This window comes from Faecalicatena contorta (assembly GCF_021531895.1).
Classification (GTDB): Bacteria; Bacillota; Clostridia; order Lachnospirales; family Lachnospiraceae; genus JAFBIX01.
Genome location: NZ_JAFBIX010000003.1, coordinates 1 through 23,997, shown reverse-complemented (window position 1 = coordinate 23,997; position 23,997 = coordinate 1). Strand labels below are relative to the sequence as shown.

The 23,997-nt window shown below is 40.2% G+C and carries 21 protein-coding genes and 1 pseudogene; 20 read left to right on the top strand and 2 right to left on the bottom strand.

Annotated elements, in window-relative coordinates; translation table 11 throughout:
• The first annotated feature begins 100 nt into the window (after window positions 1–100).
• The 7 genes from JQM81_RS01395 to JQM81_RS01365 all read left to right on the top strand — a co-directional run bounded on the left by JQM81_RS01395 (window position 101) and on the right by JQM81_RS01365 (window position 8,853).
• Window positions 101–439 carry a hypothetical protein gene (locus JQM81_RS01395; protein ID WP_235231710.1) on the top strand — a complete coding sequence of 113 codons (339 nt, stop codon included), beginning with the start codon at window positions 101–103 and terminating at the stop codon, window positions 437–439.
• Window positions 440–577: 138 nt separating this feature from the next.
• On the top strand, window positions 578–1,390 hold the full coding sequence (gene hisA, locus JQM81_RS01390; RefSeq protein ID WP_235231709.1) for a phosphoribosylformimino-5-aminoimidazole carboxamide ribotide isomerase: 813 nt from the start codon (window positions 578–580) through the stop codon (window positions 1,388–1,390).
• A 101-nt stretch (window positions 1,391–1,491) separates the two neighbouring features.
• Window positions 1,492–4,059: a preprotein translocase subunit SecA gene (secA, locus tag JQM81_RS01385; protein ID WP_235231707.1), complete on the top strand. Its 2,568-nt coding sequence runs from the start codon at window positions 1,492–1,494 to the stop codon at window positions 4,057–4,059.
• A gap of 14 nt (window positions 4,060–4,073) precedes the next feature.
• A protein-coding gene (gene prfB / locus JQM81_RS01380; protein ID WP_420370566.1) for a peptide chain release factor 2 occupies window positions 4,074–5,178 on the top strand; the annotation gives its coding sequence in 2 pieces (ribosomal slippage) (window positions 4,074–4,136 and window positions 4,138–5,178; 1,104 coding nt in all).
• A gap of 15 nt (window positions 5,179–5,193) precedes the next feature.
• Complete coding sequence (locus tag JQM81_RS01375) at window positions 5,194–6,417, top strand: homoserine dehydrogenase (protein ID WP_235231705.1); 1,224 nt, start codon at window positions 5,194–5,196, stop codon at window positions 6,415–6,417.
• A gap of 22 nt (window positions 6,418–6,439) precedes the next feature.
• Window positions 6,440–7,651, top strand: a complete 1,212-nt coding sequence (locus JQM81_RS01370; RefSeq protein WP_235231704.1) for a cofactor-independent phosphoglycerate mutase — start codon at window positions 6,440–6,442, stop codon at window positions 7,649–7,651.
• Complete coding sequence (locus JQM81_RS01365) at window positions 7,645–8,853, top strand: aspartate kinase (protein ID WP_235231703.1); 1,209 nt, start codon at window positions 7,645–7,647, stop codon at window positions 8,851–8,853. The genes JQM81_RS01370 and JQM81_RS01365 overlap by 7 nt, the downstream gene beginning before the upstream one ends.
• On the opposite strand, the gene JQM81_RS01360 is transcribed toward JQM81_RS01365, so the two are convergent.
• Window positions 8,850–9,254 (bottom strand): helix-turn-helix domain-containing protein, encoded by a 405-nt coding sequence (locus JQM81_RS01360; RefSeq protein WP_235231701.1) that lies wholly within the window; start codon window positions 9,252–9,254, stop codon window positions 8,850–8,852. The two genes, JQM81_RS01365 and JQM81_RS01360, sit on opposite strands and share 4 nt — an antisense overlap.
• Before the next feature lie 110 nt (window positions 9,255–9,364).
• Window positions 9,365–9,808 (bottom strand): CYTH domain-containing protein, encoded by a 444-nt coding sequence (locus JQM81_RS01355; protein ID WP_235231700.1) that lies wholly within the window; start codon window positions 9,806–9,808, stop codon window positions 9,365–9,367.
• Window positions 9,809–9,917: 109 nt separating this feature from the next.
• Here JQM81_RS01355 and JQM81_RS01350 point away from each other — a divergent pair, with 109 nt between their 5' ends.
• The 13 genes and pseudogenes from JQM81_RS01350 to JQM81_RS01290 all read left to right on the top strand — a co-directional run.
• Window positions 9,918–10,466 (top strand): DJ-1 family glyoxalase III, encoded by a 549-nt coding sequence (locus JQM81_RS01350; RefSeq protein ID WP_235231698.1) that lies wholly within the window; start codon window positions 9,918–9,920, stop codon window positions 10,464–10,466.
• 11 nt (window positions 10,467–10,477) lie between these two features.
• On the top strand, window positions 10,478–11,167 hold the full coding sequence (locus JQM81_RS01345; protein ID WP_235231697.1) for a hypothetical protein: 690 nt from the start codon (window positions 10,478–10,480) through the stop codon (window positions 11,165–11,167).
• A gap of 121 nt (window positions 11,168–11,288) precedes the next feature.
• Window positions 11,289–12,575, top strand: a complete 1,287-nt coding sequence (gene tig, locus JQM81_RS01340) for a trigger factor (RefSeq protein WP_235231696.1) — start codon at window positions 11,289–11,291, stop codon at window positions 12,573–12,575.
• A gap of 28 nt (window positions 12,576–12,603) precedes the next feature.
• Window positions 12,604–13,185, top strand: coding sequence for an ATP-dependent Clp endopeptidase proteolytic subunit ClpP (gene clpP / locus JQM81_RS01335; RefSeq protein WP_235231695.1), 582 nt, complete (start codon window positions 12,604–12,606; stop codon window positions 13,183–13,185).
• Window positions 13,186–13,218: 33 nt separating this feature from the next.
• Window positions 13,219–14,478, top strand: coding sequence for an ATP-dependent Clp protease ATP-binding subunit ClpX (gene clpX, locus JQM81_RS01330; RefSeq protein ID WP_235231693.1), 1,260 nt, complete (start codon window positions 13,219–13,221; stop codon window positions 14,476–14,478).
• A gap of 79 nt (window positions 14,479–14,557) precedes the next feature.
• Window positions 14,558–16,924: an endopeptidase La gene (gene lon, locus JQM81_RS01325; protein WP_235231692.1), complete on the top strand. Its 2,367-nt coding sequence runs from the start codon at window positions 14,558–14,560 to the stop codon at window positions 16,922–16,924.
• Between the two features lie 11 nt (window positions 16,925–16,935).
• Window positions 16,936–17,553 (top strand): ribosome biogenesis GTP-binding protein YihA/YsxC, encoded by a 618-nt coding sequence (yihA, locus tag JQM81_RS01320; RefSeq protein ID WP_235231690.1) that lies wholly within the window; start codon window positions 16,936–16,938, stop codon window positions 17,551–17,553.
• Window positions 17,543–18,685, top strand: coding sequence for a sporulation integral membrane protein YtvI (gene ytvI / locus JQM81_RS01315; RefSeq protein ID WP_235231688.1), 1,143 nt, complete (start codon window positions 17,543–17,545; stop codon window positions 18,683–18,685). The genes yihA and ytvI overlap by 11 nt, the downstream gene beginning before the upstream one ends.
• 38 nt (window positions 18,686–18,723) lie before the next feature.
• Window positions 18,724–20,265, top strand: a complete 1,542-nt coding sequence (locus JQM81_RS01310) for a nitrite/sulfite reductase (protein WP_235231686.1) — start codon at window positions 18,724–18,726, stop codon at window positions 20,263–20,265.
• Window positions 20,266–20,269: 4 nt separating this feature from the next.
• Window positions 20,270–21,325 carry an acyltransferase family protein gene (locus tag JQM81_RS01305; protein WP_235231684.1) on the top strand — a complete coding sequence of 352 codons (1,056 nt, stop codon included), beginning with the start codon at window positions 20,270–20,272 and terminating at the stop codon, window positions 21,323–21,325.
• Window positions 21,326–21,538: 213 nt separating this feature from the next.
• Window positions 21,539–21,808 (top strand): annotated as a pseudogene (locus JQM81_RS01300) (DEAD/DEAH box helicase family protein); the annotation flags it as partial.
• A gap of 364 nt (window positions 21,809–22,172) precedes the next feature.
• Window positions 22,173–23,174: a virulence RhuM family protein gene (locus JQM81_RS01295; RefSeq protein ID WP_235231682.1), complete on the top strand. Its 1,002-nt coding sequence runs from the start codon at window positions 22,173–22,175 to the stop codon at window positions 23,172–23,174.
• Between the two features lie 208 nt (window positions 23,175–23,382).
• The coding region (locus JQM81_RS01290) for a PDDEXK nuclease domain-containing protein (protein ID WP_268826414.1) at window positions 23,383–23,997 on the top strand (615 nt) is incomplete at its 3' end.

Genomic DNA, 23,997 nt, shown 5'->3' with positions numbered 1-23,997 from the left:
CCCAGTCAGAAAAAAGTATAGAATTCTATGATTTGCAAATATTACTAGCAACAAGTAATACTTGATTATAGATGAATATACATGAAAGGGAGATTAAGACATGAAACAGTTCAAAAAATTAGTATTGATTCTTATGTGTACTGGAGTGATGATGGGAATAACTGCATGTGGCAGCAATGGAAACGCAGATGATAATGCGGCAAATAACAACGCAGCGACAGATCAGAACAATACGACCAACGGTGCAACAGATGGTACCACGTATGATAACAATAATAATGGAGTTGCCGATGAGATTGGTGATGATATCCGTGACGGTGTAGATGATGTGGGAGATGCGCTGAATGGAAATGGAACCAACGAAAACGGAAACAATACGAATGACAATGTCAATAACACAAACGACAATGTCAATAATAATACAACAGAAAAACGATAGTGTATTCAATCAGCAGGACATGTAATGTGCCCTGCTGATTTGCTAAAATCAGAGATTTTATGATCATATATAGTTTTTTTTGCTTTAGTGTGATAAAATATCACGATAAGAATGATATTTGCGAGGAGATACATAAGTATGAGATTCAGACCATGTATTGACATACACAATGGAAAAGTAAAACAGATCGTAGGCGGTAGCCTGACGGATGAAAACGATCAGGCGGTTGAGAATTTTTCCGCTGTTCAGGATGCGGATTATTTTGCACGTTTGTACCGAAAGGATGGATTAAAAGGTGGACATGTGATTCTTCTGAATCCGCCGTCTTCCCAATACTATGAACAGACAAAAGTACAGGCGCTGAAGGCGCTGGAGACATATCCTGGAGGACTTCAGATTGGCGGAGGCATTACTTCTGAGAATGCAGAAGAATATATCGGTGCAGGTGCAAGTCATGTCATTGTGACTTCTTATGTATTCCAGGATGGAATCATCCGATGGGACCGAATGGATAGCTTACGCAGAACTGTCGGAAAAGAGCATGTTGTCATTGATCTGAGTTGCCGGAAAAGGGATGGGGAATATTATATAGTGACAAACCGATGGCAGACATTTACACAGGTAAAACTGGATCCGGAAGTGTTATATAGAATCGCAGAATATTGTGATGAATTTCTGGTACATGGAGTAGATGTAGAAGGAAAAGCTTCCGGCGTGGAAGAGGAACTGATTGCGATCTTATGCAGCCAAGATCAGATTCCCATCACATATGCAGGTGGAATCGGAAGCCTGGAGGATCTGAAGCATTTTCAGATGATTTCCAAGGGGAAACTGGACTTTACCATTGGAAGTGCGTTGGATCTGTTTGGAGGGAAGATACCTTATCAGACGGTGAAGCACTTTAGTTGTCAGGAATCCGAAGAGAGTTGCAGGAAAATTAACAGTTTGTAAATACTTTATGAATTTGTTGAATTGAAATATAGATAGTGTTAGAATGAGGGATAGAGTGGTCATATTATGACCAAATGAATGACAAGGAGCATTAAGTCAATATGGGTTTAATACAGAAAATTTTCGGAACACATAGTGAAAATGAATTAAAGAGAATCTATCCAATCGTGGATGCAATCGAGGCGCTGGAGCCAGAGATGCAGAAGCTTTCGGACAGCGAATTAAAAGATAAGACCAGAGAATTTAAGGAAAGGCTTGCAGGCGGAGAGACATTGGATGATATCCTTCCGGAAGCGTTTGCAGTCGTAAGAGAAGCTGCTTACCGTTCTCTTGGTATGAAGCATTACCGTGTACAGTTGATCGGAGGTATTATTCTTCATCAGGGACGTATCGCGGAGATGAAGACCGGTGAAGGAAAGACTCTGGTATCGACATTGCCGGCATATCTGAATGCGTTGACCGGCGAAGGTGTAAATATTGTCACTGTCAACGATTATCTGGCAAAGCGTGATGCGGAATGGATGGGAAAAGTACATGAATTTCTTGGCCTTACCGTAGGTGTTGTATTGAATGGCATGGATAATGATGAACGCCGTGCTGCTTATAATTGCGATATCACATATGTCACGAACAATGAGCTTGGTTTTGATTATCTGAGAGATAATATGGTCATTTACAAGGAACAACTGGTACAGAGGGGATTGAAGTATGCCATTATCGATGAAGTAGACTCTGTGTTGATCGATGAAGCCAGGACTCCGTTGATCATATCAGGACAGAGTGGAAAATCTACTAGGCTCTATGATGCATGTGATATTCTGGCACGTCAGCTGGAACGTGGCGAGGCAAGCGGAGAGTTCACCAAGATGAATGCCATCATGGGAGAAGATATTGAAGAAACAGGCGATTTTATCGTTAATGAAAAGGAGAAGAATATCAACCTGACAGAAGATGGTGTGAAGAAGGTTGAGCAGTTCTTCCATATTGATAACCTTGCTGATCCGGAAAATCTTGAGATTCAGCACAATATTATTCTTGCACTTCGCGCTCATAACCTGATGTTCAGAGATAAGGATTATGTAGTAAAAGATGACGAAGTTCTGATCGTAGATGAGTTTACCGGACGTATAATGCCGGGACGTCGTTATTCCGACGGACTTCATCAGGCAATTGAAGCAAAAGAACATGTAAAAGTAAGAAGAGAAAGCAAGACTCTGGCGACCATTACTTTCCAGAATCTGTTTAATAAATTCGCCAAGAAGGCAGGTATGACTGGTACTGCTCTGACAGAAGAACAGGAATTCCGTCAGATCTATGGCATGGATGTTATTGAGATTCCAACCAATGTCCCGGTTATTCGAAAGGACCTTGAAGATGCGGTATATAAGACACAAAAAGAAAAATTTAAGGCAGTATGTGATGCCATTGAAGAGGCACATGCAAGGCATCAGCCTGTACTTGTAGGTACCATTACGATTGAGAATTCTGAATTATTGAGTGGCATGTTAAAAAGACGTGGCATTAAACATAACGTGTTGAATGCGAAGTTCCATGAGATGGAAGCTGAGATCGTTGCCCAGGCAGGTGTCCATGATGCTGTAACGATTGCAACTAACATGGCAGGTCGTGGTACAGATATTAAACTGGATGAAGAAGCAAGAGAAGCTGGAGGATTGAAGATTATTGGTACGGAACGTCATGAATCCAGACGAATTGACAATCAGCTGCGCGGACGTTCCGGACGTCAGGGAGATCCGGGAGAGTCCCGTTTCTATATTTCGCTGGAAGATGATCTGATGCGTCTGTTCGGATCTGAAAGATTGATGAGTGTATTTACTACCCTGGGAGTAGAAGAAGGAGAACAGATTGAGCATAAGATGCTGTCCAGTGCAATTGAAAAAGCACAGCAGAAGATAGAAAGCAATAACTTTGGGATTCGTAAGAATCTGTTAGAATATGATCAGGTCATGAATGAGCAGAGAGAGATCATCTATGAAGAGAGACGACGTGTTCTGGATGGTGAGAACATGCGTGATTCTATCTTCCATATGATCAATGATTATGTGGAGAATATTGTAGATATGGTCATCAGTGCTGATCAGGATTATGATGAGTGGAATCTTGCAGAGTTAAATCTTACCATTCATAATACGATCCCGATGGCGCCTGTTACAGAAGAAGATGTCAAAGACATAAGCCAGAAAGCGTTGAAGCATCTTTTGAAAGAGCGTGCTACAAAGGCATATGAAGCCAAGGAATCTGAATTCCCGGAACCAGAGCATATTCGTGAAATCGAACGTGTTATTCTGCTTAAAGTCATAGATGCAAAATGGATGGATCATATTGACGATATGGATCAGCTGCGTCAAGGAATCGGCCTTCAGGCCTATGGACAGAGAGATCCAAAAGTAGAATATAAGATGATTGGGTACGACATGTTCGATCATATGACAAAGAGTATCACGGAAGATACGATTCGCGCGCTGTTCCATGTGAAAATTGAACAGAAGGTAGAGAGAGAACAGGTAGCGAAGGTAACTGGAACCAATAAGGATGAAAGTGCTGTTCGTGCTCCTAAGAAGCGTGCAGAGAAGAAAGTATATCCGAATGATCCATGTCCATGCGGAAGTGGAAAGAAGTACAAGCAGTGTTGTGGACGTAAAAAATAGAAAGAGGTGAAAAAGTGGTTGAATTAGATCAGTTTAAAGTTGTTATGAATGCCTATGAAGAGCCTCTTGCCGAGATGAGGGATTCACTTTGACCTGGAAGGCAAGGAAAGACGGATAGAAGAACTGGAACGAAAGATAGAAGAACCTGGGTTCTGGGATAATCCGGAAGAGTCTCAGCGATTTATGAAAGAACTGAAAAGTCTTCAGGATATGGTAAAGATTATTCACGAATTATATGCTTCTTATGATGATATCAATCTGTTGATTGAGATGGCATATGAAGAAAACGATCCTTCGATGCCAAAAGAGATTGAAAAAGAGATTCAGGAGTTTGAAGAAGCGTTCGAATCGTTACGGATTCAGACATTGTTGTCTGGTGAGTATGATTCCTGTAATGCAATTTTTACGATTCATGCTGGTGCCGGAGGAACGGAATCCTGTGACTGGGCCAGCATGCTCTATCGAATGTACAGCCGCTGGGCAGAACGAAAAGGATTTACGATTCAGGTGTTGGATTATCTGGATGGAGATATTACAGGAATTAAGACGGTTACATTCGAGGTGAATGGTGAAAATGCTTACGGGTATCTAAAGTCGGAAAAAGGCGTTCACAGACTTGTGAGAATATCGCCATTCAATGCGGCTGGAAAAAGACAGACATCCTTTGCATCCTGTGATGTAGTGCCAGACATTGAAGATGAGATAGATATTGAAATTGCTGATGATGATCTGAAGATAGATACCTATCGTGCCAGCGGAGCGGGTGGGCAGCATGTCAACAAGACGTCTTCTGCGATTCGAATCACGCATCTTCCCACAGGGATTGTGGTACAATGCCAGAATGAACGTTCTCAGCATTTTAATAAAGAAAAAGCAATGCAGATGCTGAAGGTAAAACTTCAGCTCATGAAAGAGCAGGAACAGGCAGAAAAAGTATCAGATATCCGAGGTGAAGTAAAAGAAATTGGATTTGGCAATCAGATTCGTTCTTATGTTATGCAGCCATACACATTGGTGAAAGATCACAGAACGAATGTGGAGAGCAGCAATGTGAATGCGGTATTAGATGGCAATATTGATATATTCATAAATGCATATCTGAAAGAAACTGTAAGATAATTGAGGGAGGAACATATGGTAAATATAGCGGTTATGGGTTATGGAACGGTTGGTTCAGGAGTGGTAGAGGTTGTCAATACCAATGGAGCACGTATCAACCAGAGAATAGGTGATGAATTAAATATTAAATATGTACTTGACTTGAGAGATTTCCCGGGAGATCCTGTTCAGGATAAGATTATTCATGATTTTGAGACTATCGTGAATGATGATGAGATTAAGATTGTTGTAGAAGTTATGGGAGGAATTGAACCAGCCTATACTTTTGTGAAAAGATGTCTGCAGGCAGGAAAGAGTGTGGCGACTTCCAATAAAGCACTGGTAGCGAAGCATGGTGCGGAGCTGTTGTCAATTGCGAAAGAACATAACATTAATTTCTTGTTTGAGGCAAGTGTCGGAGGTGGAATTCCAATCATCCGTCCATTGAATTCGTCTCTGACAGCTGATGAGATTGAAGAGATTACTGGAATTCTGAATGGAACAACAAATTATATGTTGACGAAGATGTTCTATGAGGGGGCTGATTACGATACAGTGTTAAAAGAAGCACAGGCAAATGGATATGCAGAACGCAATCCTGAGGCTGATGTGGAAGGATATGATGCGTGTCGTAAGATTGCAATCTTATCTTCTTTGATCTCTGGACAGCAGGTGGATTTTGAAGATATCTATTGTGAGGGAATTACAGAAATTACTGTGGAAGATATGAAATATGCAAAAGCGATGGGAACAACCATCAAACTGCTTGCATCCAGCAAGCGCTATGCTGGAAACCGTCTTCATGCGATTGTTGCACCTTGCATGTTATATCCAGAGCACCCACTTTACAATGTAAATGGAGTCTTTAATTCAATCTTTGTGCATGGCAACGTCCTTGGTGATGCAATGTTCTATGGAAGTGGCGCAGGAAAGCTTCCGACAGCAAGTGCGGTAGTGGCAGACGTTGTGGATGCAGCAAAGCATCTGAATCGCAACATCATGACGATGTGGAAGCAGGAAAAACTGCATTTGGAAGATAAGGCTGATGCAAAACGTCGTTTCTTTATCCGTATGAAAGGAAATGCTGATGAGATGTTGCCCAAGCTTCAGGATTCGTTTGGTGATGTGGAGATCGTTAAAGCAGAAGGGCTGGAAGGCGAATTTGGCTTCACGACGCCGGTGATGATGGAAGGAGATTACGACACCAGAGCAAATATCTACAAAGATCAGATATTACATATGATACGTATTGAAGACTAGAAGGAATGGGAGAGAGATAATTATGAAATACGTGGTAGTACTTAGTGATGGGATGGCCGGGAGACCATTGGAGGAGTTGGATGGCAGGACGACATTAGAGGCTGCCAATACACCGACAATGGATGCCTTGTCACCAGTTTCTGAACTAGGGATGGCATCTATGGTTCCGGAAGGAATGGCACCGGGAAGTGATACCGCTAATCTGGCAGTTATGGGATATGATCCGAAGATTTATTATACGGGGCGTTCTCCGTTGGAAGCACTTAGTATTGGCGTGGACATGGAAGATACAGATGTATCATTCCGCTGCAATATAGTGACTCTGTCAGAAGAGGATTGCGCTTATGAGGACCGTACGATTATCGATCACAGTTCGGATGAGATCAGTACAGAAGATGCAGCGATTCTTGTTGAAGCACTGAAAGAAGGTCTGAAAAAGGAAGGATATGAATTCTATGTAGGAACCAGTTACCGTCATCTTCTGATCTGGAAGAATGGTAAAGTGGTTGAACTTACACCTCCTCATGATATTCTGACGAAACGAATTGGAGACTATCTGCCGGAAGATGAAGTCCTTCGGGATATGATGAAGAAAAGCTATGATATTCTGGAAAATCATCCGTTGAACATAGAGCGCAGAAAGAATGGATTGCATCCGGCCAATTCTGCATGGTTCTGGGGCGCTGGAAAGAAACCGGCATTGACGTCATTTGAGGAGCGCACAGGCAAGAAAGGTGTTATGATCTCTGCTGTCGATCTTCTGAAAGGGATTGCGGTAGGAGCCGGCATGGACCGTATCATTGTAGAAGGTGCCAATGGCGGACTTCATACTAATTATGAAGGAAAGGCACAGGCAGCTGTGAAAGCATTGACAAAAGATGGGTATGATTTCGCTTATATTCATGTAGAAGCTCCAGATGAGATGGGACATCAGGGAAGTATTCCGGATAAAATAACAGCAATTGAGAATGTCGATAAAAAGGTATTGAATATTGTGGTGGATGGATTAAAACAGGCACAGGAAGATTTTAGAATTCTGCTTTTGCCGGATCATCCAACCCCAATTGAAGTTCGTACACATACGGGAGAGCCAATCCCATATCTATTGTATGATAGTACCAGTTCACAGGCAGGACTTCCGACATATAATGAGAAGACTGCAGTTTCAACGGGGAGAAACTGGGAAGACGGCTACCAGTTAATTGGACACTTGTTACAGGAGGAATTATGCTAATTGTAAAGAAATTTGGCGGCAGTTCTGTGGCCAACAAGGAACGTATCTTCAATGTTGCAAAACGTTGCATTGAAGATTATAAAGATGGAAACGATATAGTGGTTGTACTTTCTGCTATGGGGGATACAACAGATGAATTGCTGGAATTGGCAAATACGATTAATCCAAAGGCGAAGAAAAGAGAACTGGATATGCTCCTTACGACAGGTGAGCAGGTGTCGGTATCATTGATGGCTATGGCAATGCAGTCACTGGATGTACCAGCAGTTTCATTGAATGCTTTTCAAGTAAGAATGCATTCTACTTCTCGTTATGGCAATGCACGTTTTAAACGTGTAGAGACCGAGCGGATTCTTCATGAACTTGATTCCAGAAAGATTGTTATTGTCACTGGTTTTCAGGGTGTGAATAAATATGATGATATTACAACCTTGGGAAGAGGTGGGTCAGACACAACAGCAGTGGCGTTGGCGGCAGCTCTTCATGCGGATAAATGCGAGATATATACGGATGTGGATGGTGTCTATACTGCTGATCCAAGGGTGGTGAAGAATGCCAGAAAGATTGACGAGATTACATATGATGAGATGTTGGAACTGGCAAGTCTCGGTGCAAAGGTACTTCACAACCGTTCGGTAGAAATGGCGAAAAAATACAATGTTGAGTTAGTAGTACGATCTAGTTTGAATCGCTCGGAAGGAACCGTGGTCAAGGAGGGAAAAGGTATGGAAAAATTGTTAGTAACAGGTGTGGCAGCCGATAAGAATACAGCCAGAATCTCTGTGATTGGAGTACAGGATAAGCCGGGAATCGCATTTGCTATCTTTGACACGCTTGCAGGAAATAACATTAATGTAGATATCATCCTTCAGTCTGTCGGAAGAGAAGGTACCAAGGATATCTCCTTTACGGTAGCATCCGACGACTTGGAAGAAGCAATTAAGGTGTTAGGAGAGAATAAAGAAAGACTTACAATTCAGGACATCACATGGAATGAAGATGTCGCAAAATTGTCAGTCGTAGGAGCTGGAATGATGAGTAATCCAGGAGTTGCGGCAAAGATGTTCGAATCTCTCTATAATTCCAGAGTAAATATTAATATGATATCTACCTCTGAAATTCGCATTACAGTGCTGGTTCCAAAGAAAGATATTGATAAAGCAATGAATGCAGTACATGATGGATTTGCACTGTCTGATTAAACAGAATTTTTGGAATTAGAGTGAAGAAAACCGGTAATGATCTGTTTATTCTCTTTAGAAAGTGTGCGGAACTGGGTGATAAGATCCAGTTCTTCATCTGTGAGATAGATGGTATTGCCGGTTTTTTTGTCTTTGACAAAAGTATAAGGAACTACAGTTTCTGATACTTTGTCAGAATAGATCGTCGTGTCTTGAAGGTTGCCGAGAACGAGATCGTTCAGGTTAACCTGATAGAAAGTCGTAAGCTGCAGAAGAGAATCCAAGTCAGGTGTGCGCTTACTGGTCTCATAGTTTGAGTACGCCTGTCTGGATATATTCAGAATCTGACTCAGAGTAGTCTGAGTCAGATTGTGCTTTTTTCGTAGATATTTTAAGTTATTGGCTAACTGTATATTAGGCATAATGTCAACTCCTACAAGGCATTTCTCTTGTTAGTATAGCAATTTGGCCAATAAATAGATATCTATGCATCGAATCGTTTCAAAATACAATAAAGCAACAAAATGTTGCTTTACAATTTGCTGAGAGTACTGTTGTGATATTTACCAGAAAAAGTAACATCATCCCCGAACCAGGATGGTGGGACAAAGGCAAGTGCGGCTTCTTCCGAGGGAAATTCTACTTCGACAAGAATAAGAGGCGCGAGATCGCCTTCAAAAATATCCAGTTCTGCAGTAAGATCATTGTTCAAGGGAATCATATAACGTTTCTTTTGAATCAGACGCCCATCAATCTTAGTGAGAAGATGTTCATAAGCTTCCTGTGTCAATGGAAGATTGTATTCCATTCGTGTCATAAATCCCTTGGATTTATAAGTAAGCTCATATTTTTCATTGTCACGTCGGATGCGTACAACGGGATCGGTATTGAGATAGCCTTGTTCAATAATTCGGCATGGATAGCCGCTCAGAGATTCAGGCAGTTGCTGTACGAGATATTTACGTTCTATTTCCAATGTTTCGGACCTCCTGTCTATAAATCAAAAAAAGTATTATAGGTATCATAATATAGTTTACACCAAAAGTAAACGGTGTTAGAATCAAATGTTAAGGAGGATGATAGTGATGAAAAAAGTAAGTGTAATTTTAGCTGATGGATTTGAAGAAGTTGAAGCACTGACAGTGGTTGATTTACTTAGAAGAGCAAAAATTTATGTGGATACTGTTTCCACTACAGAAGAATATACGGTTCATGGAGCACATGGAATCAATGTCCAGACAGAGGATCTGTTTGAAGAGGTTAATTTTGTGGAATCTGATATGATTGTTCTGCCGGGAGGAATGCCGGGGACCACGAATTTGAATGAGCATGAAGGTGTCCGTAGAGTTGTAAAAGATTTTTATAACGAGGGAAAATATGTTGGAGCAATCTGTGCAGCACCAACGGTACTTGGCAATCTGGGATTACTGAAAGGAAAGCGTGTCAGCTGTTATCCATCTGTGGAAAAGGAGATTCAGGGTGCGGTTATGACTGGAGCGAATGTAACAGTGGATGGCAATATCATTACCAGTCGGGGAGTTGGAACGGCGATAGACTTTGCACTGAAATTAATTGAAGTCCTGTCAGGAACAGAGAAGGCGGCAGAGATTGCGGATGCAATCGTATATTATTAAGAAAAGCGGCTATGAAAATGGTGATGAATAAGCGAAAAAAGTGGGGAAAACTGTGCGTGTTGATCGCGGTGTTAATGTTAACAGCGACAGGATGTGGAAAAAAGTTTGATGCAGCCGGATATGTACAGGCAGTTCTTGATCTGACCTTTCAGGGAGACATTACACAGGCGAAGAAGTATTCAAAAGATGCAACGGAAGAATCCTTGATGCAGATGTACCGTGATTCGATTGATCAGTTTGTTTCCAGTAACATTACGAATGAGATTGAGATGAGCGACACGAAGACATCGCAGTTTGCAGAACTGGTATCTAAGATATTCACGACTATGCGTTATAACGTGAAAGAAGCCAAGAAGACAGGTAAAGGAGAATATGAAGTAACGGTTGAGATTCATCCGTCTGATGTATTCGTAGATTTTCAGCAGCTTTTGACGGAAGATTCGTTAAAAGTCGCTCAGAAGATAAAAAATGGAGAGTATGAAGGCGCATCGGAGGAAGAGACTACTCAACAGATATTAAATGATATCGTGAATCATGCCTATGAACTTTTGGAAGTCGCTTATATGGACAGCCAATATGGGGAAAAGAAAAGTGTAGTTCTTCATGTAAAACAGGATAAAGACAAGGAATATTACATTGATGAGGATGATATGGACCAATTAATCCGAAAAATACTTCGGTTAGATGAAATTCAAGGCTAGATATTTCAGAAGCTTTGTGTTATACTTCTTTGGTGAATGTAATGTAGTATAGTCTGCCCATCTTCCCGACTACCGAAAGATAGGCAACCCGAAAGAGTATAGAAACAGGAGGAAATAGTAAATGAGTTTACAGGTAGAAAAATTAGAAAAAAACATGGCAAAACTTACCATTGAAGTTTCTGCCGATGATTTAGAGAAAGCGCTTCAGAGTGCCTATATGAAGCAGAAAAACAAAATCTCTCTTCCAGGATTCCGTAAAGGAAAAGTACCACGTCAGATGATTGAAAAAATGTACGGCGCAGAGATCTTTTACGATGATGCAGCAAATGCTCTGATTCCAAAGGCATACGCAGATGCATATGATGAATGTGAACTTGAGATCGTATCCAGACCAGAGATCGATGTTGTTCAGATCGAAAAAGGAAAGCCATTTATCTTTACAGCAGAAGTTGCAACAAAGCCAGAGGTTACTCTTGGTGAGTACAAAGGACTTGAAGTAGATAAGATCTCTACACGTGTCACACAGAAGGAAGTAGATGCAAAGGTTCAGGAAGAAGCTGAGAAGAACGCAAGAACAATTACAGTAGAGGACCGTCCGGTACAGGATGGAGATGAAGTAATCCTTGATTTTGAAGGATTTGTTGATGGCGTTGCTTTCGAAGGCGGTAAAGGAGAGAACTATCCGCTGACAATTGGTTCCGGATCATTTATCCCGGGCTTCGAAGAGCAATTGGTTGGCGCTGAAGCTGAAAAAGAAGTAGAAGTCAATGTAACATTCCCAGAAGATTATCATGCAGAAGATCTGAAAGGAAAAGCAGCTGTATTCAAATGTACAATCCATGAGATCAAGGCAAAAGAACTTCCGGAGATTGATGATGAATTCGCAGCAGAAGTTTCAGAATTTGACACATTAGAAGAATACAAAGCTGATATTAAGGCAAAGATTAAAGAACAGAAAGCTTCTGAAGGCAAGACAAAGCAGGAAGATCAGGTTGTTGAACAGGCTGTTAAGAATGCAGAGTATGAGATTCCAAAGGCTATGATCGAGACTCAGGCTTTACAGATGGTAGAAGACTTCGGTCAGAGAATCCAGTCTCAGGGACTTACTATGGAACAGTACTTCCAGTTTACAGGAATGACTGCTGACAAGATGTTAGAAGAGATGAGACCTCAGGCAATCAAACGTATCGAGACACGTCTTGTATTAGAGGCAATTGCAAAAGCTGAGAACATTGAGATCAGTGATGAAAAGTTAGATGAAGAGCTGGCTAAGATGGCAGAAGCTTATAAGATGGAAGTTGATAAGCTCAAAGAGTTCATGAGCGACAATGAAAAGAAACAGATGAAAGAAGATATGGCAGTTCAGGAGGCTGTTACCTTCTTGGTAGAGAATGCTGTTGAAAAATAAGAATATGTAGTCAGGAGGAGGCATATACATGAGTTTAGTACCTTATGTCATTGAACAGACAAGCCGCGGGGAACGCTCCTACGACATCTATTCAAGATTATTGAAAGATAGAATTATTTTCCTGGGAGAAGAAGTGACAGATGCATCTGCGAGTGTGATTGTAGCTCAGCTGTTATTCCTGGAAGCAGAGGATCCTGAGAAGGATATCCATCTGTATATTAACAGCCCGGGAGGTTCTGTGACAGCCGGTATGGCGATCTATGATACCATGCAGTATATCAAATGTGACATAGAGACTATCTGTATCGGTATGGCTGCAAGTATGGGATCTTTCTTGCTGGCAGGGGGAACGAAGGGCAAGAGACTGGCTCTTCCAAATGCAGAGATTATGATTCACCAGCCATCAGGCGGTGCACAGGGGCAGGCAACTGAGATTAAGATTGCGGCAGAACATATTTTGAAGATTCGTCAGAAATTAAATCAGATATTAGCAGAAAATACAGGACAGCCGTTAGATGTGATCAGCGCTGATACAGAGCGTGATAACTTCATGTCTGCGGAAGAAGCAAAAGCATATGGCTTGATCGATGAGGTAATCACGAGACGCTAGTGCAAGGCATCTGTCCTTAGACGAGGTGAGAGTGTGGTAGGAAAGAACGATGATCAGGTGAGATGCTCCTTCTGTAATAAGACGCAGAATCAGGTAAGAAAATTGATCGCAGGTCCTAATGGGGCATATATCTGTGATGAGTGTGTGGACGTCTGCTCTGAGATTATAGAAGAAGAATTCGAATATGACAATGGAAGAAGATGGAATCCATTTGCGGATATTAATCTGTTAAAGCCGGAAGAGATCAAGGAATTTCTGGATGAGTATGTAATTGGTCAGGATGAGGCAAAGAAAGTCTTATCAGTTGCTGTGTACAATCATTATAAGAGAATCATGGCAGGAAAAGATCTGGGAGTGGAATTGAGCAAGAGTAATATTCTTATGCTTGGTCCTACCGGATGTGGTAAGACATTGCTCGCACAATCTCTTGCGAAGATTTTGGGTGTTCCATTTGCTATTGCGGATGCGACTGCTCTGACGGAAGCCGGATATGTAGGGGAAGATGTGGAGAATATTCTCCTGAAGCTGATCCAGGCTGCCGATGGAGATATTGAGCGTGCTGAATATGGTATCATTTACATTGATGAAATTGATAAGATTACGCGTAAATCAGAAAATCCATCTATCACAAGAGATGTTTCTGGAGAAGGTGTTCAGCAGGCATTGCTTAAGATTGTGGAAGGAACTGTTGCGAATGTTCCGCCACAGGGAGGAAGAAAACATCCTCATCAGGAATTGATTCAGATCGATACTACCAACATCCTGTTTATTTGTGGCGGTGCGTTCGAAGGAATTGATAAGATTATTGAAAAACGTATTGATCAGAAATCCATTGGATTTAATGTTGAGATTGCAGAAAAGCATGAGAATGATGTTGACCGGTTACTGCAGCAGGTGTTGCCGCAGGATCTTGTAAAATACGGTCTGATTCCAGAATTGGTAGGGCGTGTTCCGGTTACGGTATCTTTGGAAATGTTAGACAGAGAAGCTTTAATTCGGATTCTGACAGAACCAAAGAATGCAATTGTAAAACAATATCAGAAAATGCTTGAGTTAGATGGCGTTGAATTGATTTTTGATGACGAAGCACTTGAGGCAGTTGCTGAAACTTCGCTTAAGAGAAAAACTGGCGCCAGAGGTTTGCGTGCAATCATGGAGAATATCATGATGGATATCATGTATCAGGCTCCATCAGATGAGACGTTGAAGTCATGCCGTATTACAGAAGACGTCGTAAAAGGAATCGGAGAACCGGAGTGTGTTCACACATCCGTCAGATTTGAAAGTGCATAATAACAAAAGGCGGGTGCAAATAGTTCAGTTGTGCCCGCTTATTTTTACTCTATAAGAACTGTGATTAGGAGAAATATTTATGAACAGAGAGACAATGAGTCTGCCAATGGTAGCTTTGAGAGGAGTTGCTGTATTGCCGGAAATGGTACGTCATTTTGATGTCAGCCGTGAAAAATCGCTCAAGGCTATTGAAGAAGCCATGGAAGGGAATCAGAAGATATTCTTGTCAGCCCAGAAGGATATTGAGGCAGAAGACCCGAAAATGGCAGATGTATATCGGGTTGGATGCGTTGCAACCATCCGTCAGATTGTAAAATTACCGAAGAAAATAAACAGAGTCCTGGTGTCTGGGGATACCAGAGCATGTATAAATACGATAGAATTTGAAGAACCTTATCTTAGAGCTAATGTTACTACAATGCCAGATGAGGATACTTCTGTAGAAGATATAGGAGCGGAAGAACATCCGCTAAATATGGAAGCCATGCTTCGGGGAATGAAGGATATTTTCAAAGAGTATCTTTTGAAGAATCCCAAATTATCGAAAGAGTTGGCGCTTCAAATTGAAAATATAAATGAATTGTCAAGATTAGTAAATGTCATTGCAGCAAATGTGCCATTCTCTTATCTGGATGCCCAGCAATTGTTGGAAGAAACGAATCTGATGAGAAGATATGAATTGCTTGCTTACAAGTTAGTCAATGAGATTCAGATTCTGAATGTAAAAGATGAGATTCAGGCGAAGGTAAAAGAAAGAGTAGATAAAAATCAGAGAGAATACATTCTTCGTGAAGAGTTAAAACTGATTCGAGAAGAATTGGGAGATGACAATACATTGTCAGATGCAGAAGAATTCCAACAGAAAACGGATGAACTTCGGGCGCCGGAAGAAGTGAAGGAAAAGCTTAATAAAGAAATTAAAAGATTTAAAAATTCCATGGGTAATCCCGCAGAAATCGGAGTTACACGTACTTATATTGAGACGGTTCTGGAGATGCCATGGGATAAGATGTGTGAAGAACATCAGGATATTGCCTTTGCGAAGCAAGTATTGGAAGAAGATCATTACGGATTAGAGAAAGTAAAAGAACGAGTGCTGGAATTTCTGGCAGTTCGTGCGCTTACAAAGAAAGGTGAGACGCCAATTCTGTGCCTGGTGGGACCTCCGGGAACTGGAAAAACATCGATAGCGAAATCATTAGCCAGGGCATTGAAGAAGCCTTATGTGCGCATATCTCTTGGTGGTGTACGTGATGAAGCTGAGATTCGTGGACATCGTAAGACTTATGTAGGAGCAATGCCAGGAAGAATTGCTAATGGATTAAAACAAGCAGGCGTGAAGAATCCATTGATGTTATTGGATGAGATTGACAAGGTCAGCAATGATTATAAAGGAGATACTTTCTCTGCGTTATTAGAAGTATTGGACAGTGAGCAGAACCATAAGTTCCGTGATCATTATCTGGAGGTTCCGGTAGATTTGTCAGAGGTACTGTTTGTAACGACTGCGAATACTTTACAGACAATTCCAAGACCGCTTCTGGATCGTATGGAAGTGATTGAGGTCAGCAGTTACACGGAGAATGAAAAGATGCATATTGCCATGGAGCACCTGATTCCCAAGCAGATGGAAAAGCATGGCCTTACATCGGAACAATTGACCATCAGTAAGAAAGCGTTGTGGAAGATTGCGCGAAATTATACGAAAGAGGCTGGAGTCAGACAACTGGAGAGAAAGATTGGAGATATCTGCCGGAAAGCAGCAAGAGAGATTCTGGAGACAAAGAAGAACGCGGTTCATGTAACGGAGCGCAATCTTCATACATATCTTGGCAAGGAGCTTTATATCTATCAGATGAAGAACGATTCCGATGAAGTGGGAATCGTCCGTGGACTTGCATGGACCAGTGTGGGTGGAGATACCCTTCAGATAGAAGTAAATGTCATGCCAGGAGAGGGAGAGATCTTACTGACGGGTCAGCTGGGAGATGTTATGAAGGAATCAGCCAGAACAGGAATCAGCTATATCCGTTCAGTCAGTAAAGAATATAAGATTCCAGAAGATTTCTTCAAATCTCACGATGTACATATCCACATTCCGGAAGGCGCTGTGCCAAAGGATGGTCCTTCTGCCGGAATTACTATGGCAACGGCTATGATGTCGGCAATTACGGGAAGAAAGGTAAGAGCAGATCTCGCTATGACGGGTGAGATTACTTTAAGAGGACGCGTCCTTCCAATCGGTGGATTAAAAGAGAAACTTCTGGCGGCTAAAAATGCCGGGATTCAGACGGTCATTGTGCCAAAAGAAAATGAAATTGATGTAGAAGAACTTTCATCGGAGATTACGAAAGGATTGGAGATCATTCCGGTATCTCATATGGAGGAAGTGTTGAAAATTGCTTTTGTAAAGCAAAGAAGGGCTGCGAAACCTAAGAACAAATAAGGGGAAAAATTATGATAATCAGAAATGTTAATTTGGAAACGGTATGCGGAATAACCAGTATGTTGCCAGAGAATACATTGCCGGAAATTGCATTTGCGGGAAAATCTAACGTAGGGAAATCTTCGCTGATTAATGCTTTGATCAACCGTAAGTCATATGCACGTATCTCGGCAACACCAGGAAAAACGCAGACGATTAATTTCTATAATATCAATGAAGAAATGTATCTGGTAGACCTCCCAGGATATGGTTATGCGAAAGTATCGGAGCAGGAAAAAGTAAAATGGGGCCAATTGATTGAACGATATCTTCATGGTTCTAAGCAGCTGCAGGCAGTGTTCCTTTTGATCGACATTCGCCATGATCCATCTGCTAATGATAAGATGATGTATGACTGGATCGTAGCACAGGGATACTATCCGATCATTATTGCAACAAAGCTGGATAAGATTAAGAGAAGTCAGATTGATAAGCAGATAAAAGCGATTAAAACAGGTCTGAATCTGGTTCCGGGAACGAAGATCATACCATTTTCTTCCGTTACTAAGCAGGGCAGAGATGACATCTGGGATCTGGTTGAGAGTGAGTACCTGATCGAAGAAGAGGTGGAACAGACGGATGAAAACTAATTTTAGAGAGCAGCTGAAAGATGACCGCCCTTACTGGAAGGTCATCGTAAGTCTGGCCTTTAGCCTGGTCGGAACATTATTGTTTCTCTATCTGGGTTACAAGTTGCTTGGATTTTTTATGCCGTTTGTAATCGGATGGTTTATAGCATATATCGCCAGTCCGGTAGTAAATTGGCTGGAAAAACGAGTGAAAATCGTAAAAAAATTAGGTTCCGTGATTATGATTGTTGGTGTTCTGGCGGCAGTCTGTTTTATAATATATTTCATTATCAGTACATTATGGAAAGAAATATCCTTCTTGATTCAAGATATGCCTGGAATGTACCGAGATCTGGAGTCTGGATTGAGTCAGATAGGGAACAGTATGGAAGGTGTCTTTGGAAAGCTTCCGGATGGAGTACAGGAAGGATGGCATACCATGGTTGCTAATTTTGACGAGATGATGGGAGAACTGATGAGTAGAATCAGTGAACCTACTGTGTCAGCTGCCGGAAGATTCGCCAAGAGTATTCCGTCCGTGCTGGTAGCAACAATCGTTACTTTTATCTCCGCATACTTTTTTATTGCCGAGCGGGAAGATGTTATCCGATGGTCTAAAAAAGTAGCACCAGATGCACTGGTGAGTCGTATGACAATGGTAATCGATAATCTGAAATTTGCCGTTGGAGGATATTTAAAAGCCCAGTTGAAGATCATGGTTGTTGTATACATAATCTTGGTTGTCGGATTTATAATATTGAATATTCATTTTTCGTTCCTTTTGGGACTTTTAATTGCACTTTTAGATTTTCTGCCATTTTTTGGAACTGGAACAGCGCTGATTCCATGGGCAATATATCAATTCTTTATGGGAAATTACAAATTAGTAGTGGGATTGGTTATTTTATATGCTGTTACTCAGTTGATGAGACAGTTGATTCAGCCAAAATTAGTAGGAGACAGCATGGGATTACGTCCATTACTCACTCTGTTCTTGCTATATACCGGATACAAGATTGGAGGTGTGTTCGGTATGATTTTTGCCGTTCCGATTGGAATGATCGCGATAAATCTATACAAGGCAGGAGCATTTGATTACATTTTGGATGATATAAAAATATTAGCAGAGGGAATATTAAGTTTAAGAAATTAGGGAACGCTGACAAAATACACAAAAAAGGAGAGAGTATTATGGAAAAATTGCTAAAAGAGTTTCGTGAGGATCTTGCGAAATTTCGAGAGATGACAGACAAGTTTTATGCAAAAGAAGTTAATATGAAAGAGTACAAAGGATTTTCCGGCGGATTTGGAAGTTATGCTCAGAAGGGTGGACAGGCAAGTATGTTAAGATTGCGTCTGCCTGGTGGAAGACTGACAAAGGAAAAATTAAAATTTGTAGTTGATTCCATTGAAGAATATGGCGTGGAAAAAGCGCATTTTACAACTTGCCAGACGATTCAGTTCCATAATCTGGATGGAAAAGCGGCTTGTGATATCATGGAAAAAGCATTGGATGTAGGAATTGTCACCAGAGGCGGTGGCGGAGATTTTCCAAGAAATACTATGGTGTCCCCTTTGTCAGGAGTAGAAGAAGGAGAGTACTTTGATGTACTTCCATATGCGGAAGCTGTATCGGATTATTTGCTTGGTTTTATTAAAACCGTTAAAATGCCTAGAAAACTGAAAGTAGGATTTTCTAACTCTCCGGCAAATGTAACACATGCTACATTCAGAGATCTGGGATTTGTGGCAACTGCCAACGGAACATTTGATGTATATAGTGCCGGCGGTCTTGGAAATAACCCTCGTATGGGTGTAAAAGTAGCAGAAGATGTGCAGCCGTCACAAGTGTTGTATTATGTAAAGGCAATGGTAGAGACATTCCTGGCATATGGAAATTATGAGAACCGGGCGAAGGCAAGAACCCGTTATATGCAGGAGTCATTAGGAGTTGAGGGATACAAGAAAGCATATCTTGAAAAATTAGAATCTGTAAAGGCAAATGAAAATTTAGATATTGATGTGAAAGCAACTCCAGTTAAGAAAGTATCTGACGGAACAAAAGTAACAGGAAAACGTGTAATCGCCCAGAAACAGGAGGGTCTGTATGCGGTTGCTTATCATCCACTTGGCGGAGTACCTGCAGTTTCTAAATTTGCAGAGCTTTATGATGTAATTAAAGATATGGAAGCAGTAGAAATCCGCATTGCACCAGATGAGACTATTTATGTCGTTAATCTGAATGGTGATGAAGCACAGAAAGTTCTGAAAGTAACGGACGATGGTGCACAAAATCTCTTTGAGACATCCGTTTCTTGTATTGGAGCGACTATTTGTCAGATTGGGCTGCGCGATTCACAGGGAGCATTGGCTGAGATCATTCATGAAGTAAGAAAATATGATTTTGCAGATGGGATATTGCCACGAATTCATATTTCAGGCTGTACTTCTTCCTGTGGAACTCATCAGATTGGAACATTGGGATTCCATGGTGGAGCAAAAAGGGTAAATGATGTTGTAGAACCTGCATTTACCTTCCATGTAAATGGCTCTGATCAGCAGGGAGAGGAACGTTTCGGAGAACAGTGGGGCATGATGCTGCAGAAAGATATGCCGGCATTCTTCGTTGAACTTGGAAAAACAATTCAGGCAGAAAATAAGACATTCGAGACCTGGTATGCAGAAGAACCTAAAAAATTAAAAACAATTGCAGAGAAGTATTTATTAAATTAACGCGATGAAAGGTAAGAGATTAGATCAATTACAATTTTTAAGATTTATAGGATTTTGTTTTATTTTTTTGTTTCATGCTCTTGGAACGAATCTTGAACCATATTTCTATTCAGCCAACTCTGCTTATGCAATGGTAAGCTTTTTCTTCATATTGTCAGGATTTGGTTCGGGTTATTCTTCTGCAGACCGATATGAGAAGCCTACGGTAAAAGCTATGTTACTCCATCAATGGAAAAAAATAAAAAAAATATATCCGGTTTTGTTCTTGTCTGTTATTTACTGTATGTTACAGACGGATTTGCCTTCTATAATTAATAATGGAGATATGAACGCATTAAAGGAGAGTAGCTGGACGTTGATGAAATGCTTACTTATGATCCAGGCATGGTGGAATCCATATCTTCACTATAATGGTGTTACCTGGTTCATATCGGCTATTATGTTTTTATATCTATTTGACCTTCCTGTGCGTTATCTGCTTGATAAATTACATAAAAATAAAAGAGAAAAGGCAATACTTACCGGCGTTAGCGTATGTCTGGCCATTTTTATCTTTCTTGTAGCGGTGTTGGTCAGAAATCGGGAAGATTTTGGATATTGCATCTATGCATTTCCTCCATCCAGACTGGCAGAATACTTGCTGGGAATGTGTGTGGGAAGGATGATGTATCGAGTAAATGATGAGAGAAAATCAATCGGAAATATTACATTATTCTCCTTCTTAGAAGGAGGAGCTCTGGTACTTTGGGTTGCATTATTCTTCTTCCCGTTGCCAGTCAACTCATTCAGTATGCAGGTATATTGGCTGATTCCCAATATTCTTGTATTAATTATTATGGGACTCGGGAAAGGAGTTTTTTCCAATCTATTTAAAATGAAGCCATTTCAATTTGCCGGCAATATTAGTATGGAATGCTACTTACTTCATCAGCCGATATTGTTGACATATGCATCCTTTGTGCAGATGGAAAATACAATGAGAGGAACGGTGTTCTATATTATGTTTAATTTTGGATTTACAATTCTGTTGAGTGCACTGCTTCACCGGAAGTCGAACTAATACTGTGGTTTATTCCAGTTCTAACATGACATCGGCAATAAAATAGCCGCTTTATACTTGTGCGGAAGAAGATGAAAAACAGTTGTAAGTATGTAGTATATAATATAAAGCTGAGAAAGTACAGAACAAACATTCGATTGTCCTGTACTTTTGTTTTATATTCTGATATAATGGCAACAGAAAATGCAGATAATAGATTCATAGGAGGATTTCATGGATCATTTTGAATTAGTATCAGAATACGCCCCGACCGGTGACCAGCCGCAGGCGATTGAGCAGTTAGTAAAAGGGTTCAAGGAAGGTAACCAGTGCCAGACGCTTCTTGGTGTCACTGGTTCAGGAAAGACCTTTACGATGGCCAATGTTATCCAACAATTAAATAAACCGACGCTTATCATAGCCCACAACAAGACTCTCGCGGCACAATTATATGGTGAATTTAAAGAATTCTTCCCAAACAATGCAGCGGAGTATTTTATGTCCTAGTTTGGAGGCAGGGTGATAACCGTGATATATAGTGCTGTTTAATATTGAATATTTCATATTTTCTGGAAAGAATTGAAATATATGGACAGAATAACAGCGGATGAACAGGTGAGATTAGTGACATGTATTTGTGTAATGTACGAGATAATATTGGTAGGAAAGCAGTAAGAGATGGAATGAGGGAAACTTTATTTCTCCAATTCTTACCATGATATAATTGTTGAGAAGTTTAAGGATGTCGCATTATATTATAAAGAGATAAAGGGAGATTACGAAATGCAAAAGTCATTAGCTTTTATTTGAAAATTTAATGATAAAGTGGATATATTCTTTAATGTTTTGAGATGAGGTGAAAATAGGAATGAATCAGGAGCATGAGATAGTTCTATATCAGGTTGAAGATACCAATATATATGTAAATGTGTTTTTCAAAGAAGATACTTTTTGGATGACACAAAAAGCAATGGCAGAATTATTTGACTGTACAACCGATAATATTTCTTTACATTTGAAAAACATTTACAAGGAAGAAGAATTAGACGAAGTGTCAACTACCGAGTTTTTCTCGGTAGTTCAAAATGAGGGTCAACGGAATGTTAAAAGAAATGTAAAATGTTATAATCTGGATGCAATCATTGCGGTTGGATATCGAGTTAACTCCAAGAAAGCTACGCGGTTTCGACAGTGGGCTACTAAAACATTAAAAGAATATATTACCAAAGGGTTTGTGTTGAATGATGATATGCTTAAAAATGGAAAGCCTTTTGGAAAAGATTATTTTGATGAATTATTGGAGCGTATCCGTGAAATCAGGGCAAGTGAGCGAAGAGCTTATCAAAAAATCACGGATATTTTTGAGCAATGCAGTTATGATTACGATAAAAACAGTGAAATTACAAAGAATTTCTATGCTTTTGTCCAGAACAAATTGCATTTTGCGGTTACGGGCAAGACCGCTGCAGAACTGATATATGAACGTGCTGATTCGGGAAAACCTGCGATGGGGTTAACTACATGGAAAGATGCTCCTGATGGCAAGGTTTTAAAACGTGATATTGGAATTGCAAAAAATTATTTAAATGAAAAAGAATTATCCCGCTTAAATAGACTGGTAACTATGTTCATTGATTATGCAGAATTAATGGCTGAAGATGAGATATTAATGAGTATGCAGGATTGGGTTGACCAGACAAATCAGTTTTTAACGAATAACAGGCGTAAGGTATTGGCTGGAAAAGGAAAAGTATCACATGATACTGCGATGGAAAAAGCTGAAAAAGAATATGAAGTGTTTAGGGTAAAACAGGATAGGGAGTATGTTTCTGAGTTTGATCGGGAAGTAGAAAAATATCTTAAAGGTTAAAGAGAAAATTAATATTACATTTTTTGAATGAAATAGAAGAATCGTTCTTTTTTGAATTTAAAAATGATGAAGTGTCCGGTGCTAAATAAGTAAAAGAGATTTCTGCGTTAGCAAATACATATGGTGAATATATTTTTGTTGGAATATCAGATACTTAAGTGAAAAACTAAATTCCAGTTGTGGATTATCTCAGTAAATATGGTCTCATTTGAGAAATATTATGCGTATTTCAGACGAAGAAGAACGCAATTTCTATTTGGATGAAGTGGCTAATGAAAATTGGACTGTAAGAGTGTTGGAACGTAATATTAAAAGTGGATATTATAAGAGAATGCTGTCTACACAGTTGCCAGATACGGAGAATAAAACATTAGAATTTGTTAAGGATCCGTTTGTGCTAGAATTTATGGGAGTAAAGCAAAATGATGGACATTTAGAAAGTGATATTGAAAAGGCTATTATTAGCAATCTTCAAAAATTCTTATTAGAAATGGGAAAAGGATTTTCATTTGTAGGTAGACAGATGAGAATTTGCACGGAAACAACAGATTTTTATATTGATTTAGTTTTTTACAATTATATTTTGAAGTGTTTTGTACTTATTGACTTAAAAACAACAAAGTTAACGCACCAAGATATTGGGCAAATGGATATGTATGTGCGTATGTTTGATGATTTGAAACGTAGGGAAGATGATAATCCCACTATTGGTATTATTTTTTGTACGGACAAAGATGAAACGATGGTTAAATATTCTGTTTTACATGAGAATCAACAGATTTTTGCTTCTAAATACATGACTGTTTTACCTACTATAGAAGAG

Excerpts from the sequence above, each read along its gene's own strand:
- tig (WP_235231696.1), top strand. The coding sequence starts at position 11,289 with ATGAGTTTACAGGTAGAAAAATTAGAAAAAAACATGGCAAAACTTACC.
- JQM81_RS01305 (WP_235231684.1), top strand. The coding sequence starts at position 20,270 with ATGAAAGGTAAGAGATTAGATCAATTACAATTTTTAAGATTTATAGGA.
- hisA (WP_235231709.1), top strand. The coding sequence starts at position 578 with ATGAGATTCAGACCATGTATTGACATACACAATGGAAAAGTAAAACAG.
- JQM81_RS01310 (WP_235231686.1), top strand. The coding sequence starts at position 18,724 with ATGGAAAAATTGCTAAAAGAGTTTCGTGAGGATCTTGCGAAATTTCGA.
- JQM81_RS01375 (WP_235231705.1), top strand. The coding sequence starts at position 5,194 with ATGGTAAATATAGCGGTTATGGGTTATGGAACGGTTGGTTCAGGAGTG.
- yihA (WP_235231690.1), top strand. The coding sequence starts at position 16,936 with ATGATAATCAGAAATGTTAATTTGGAAACGGTATGCGGAATAACCAGT.
- JQM81_RS01345 (WP_235231697.1), top strand. The coding sequence starts at position 10,478 with ATGAAAATGGTGATGAATAAGCGAAAAAAGTGGGGAAAACTGTGCGTG.
- JQM81_RS01360 (WP_235231701.1), bottom strand. The coding sequence starts at position 9,254 with ATGCCTAATATACAGTTAGCCAATAACTTAAAATATCTACGAAAAAAG.
- secA (WP_235231707.1), top strand. The coding sequence starts at position 1,492 with ATGGGTTTAATACAGAAAATTTTCGGAACACATAGTGAAAATGAATTA.
- clpP (WP_235231695.1), top strand. The coding sequence starts at position 12,604 with ATGAGTTTAGTACCTTATGTCATTGAACAGACAAGCCGCGGGGAACGC.
- ytvI (WP_235231688.1), top strand. The coding sequence starts at position 17,543 with ATGAAAACTAATTTTAGAGAGCAGCTGAAAGATGACCGCCCTTACTGG.
- JQM81_RS01370 (WP_235231704.1), top strand. The coding sequence starts at position 6,440 with ATGAAATACGTGGTAGTACTTAGTGATGGGATGGCCGGGAGACCATTG.
- lon (WP_235231692.1), top strand. The coding sequence starts at position 14,558 with ATGAACAGAGAGACAATGAGTCTGCCAATGGTAGCTTTGAGAGGAGTT.
- JQM81_RS01295 (WP_235231682.1), top strand. The coding sequence starts at position 22,173 with ATGAATCAGGAGCATGAGATAGTTCTATATCAGGTTGAAGATACCAAT.
- JQM81_RS01365 (WP_235231703.1), top strand. The coding sequence starts at position 7,645 with ATGCTAATTGTAAAGAAATTTGGCGGCAGTTCTGTGGCCAACAAGGAA.
- JQM81_RS01350 (WP_235231698.1), top strand. The coding sequence starts at position 9,918 with ATGAAAAAAGTAAGTGTAATTTTAGCTGATGGATTTGAAGAAGTTGAA.
- JQM81_RS01395 (WP_235231710.1), top strand. The coding sequence starts at position 101 with ATGAAACAGTTCAAAAAATTAGTATTGATTCTTATGTGTACTGGAGTG.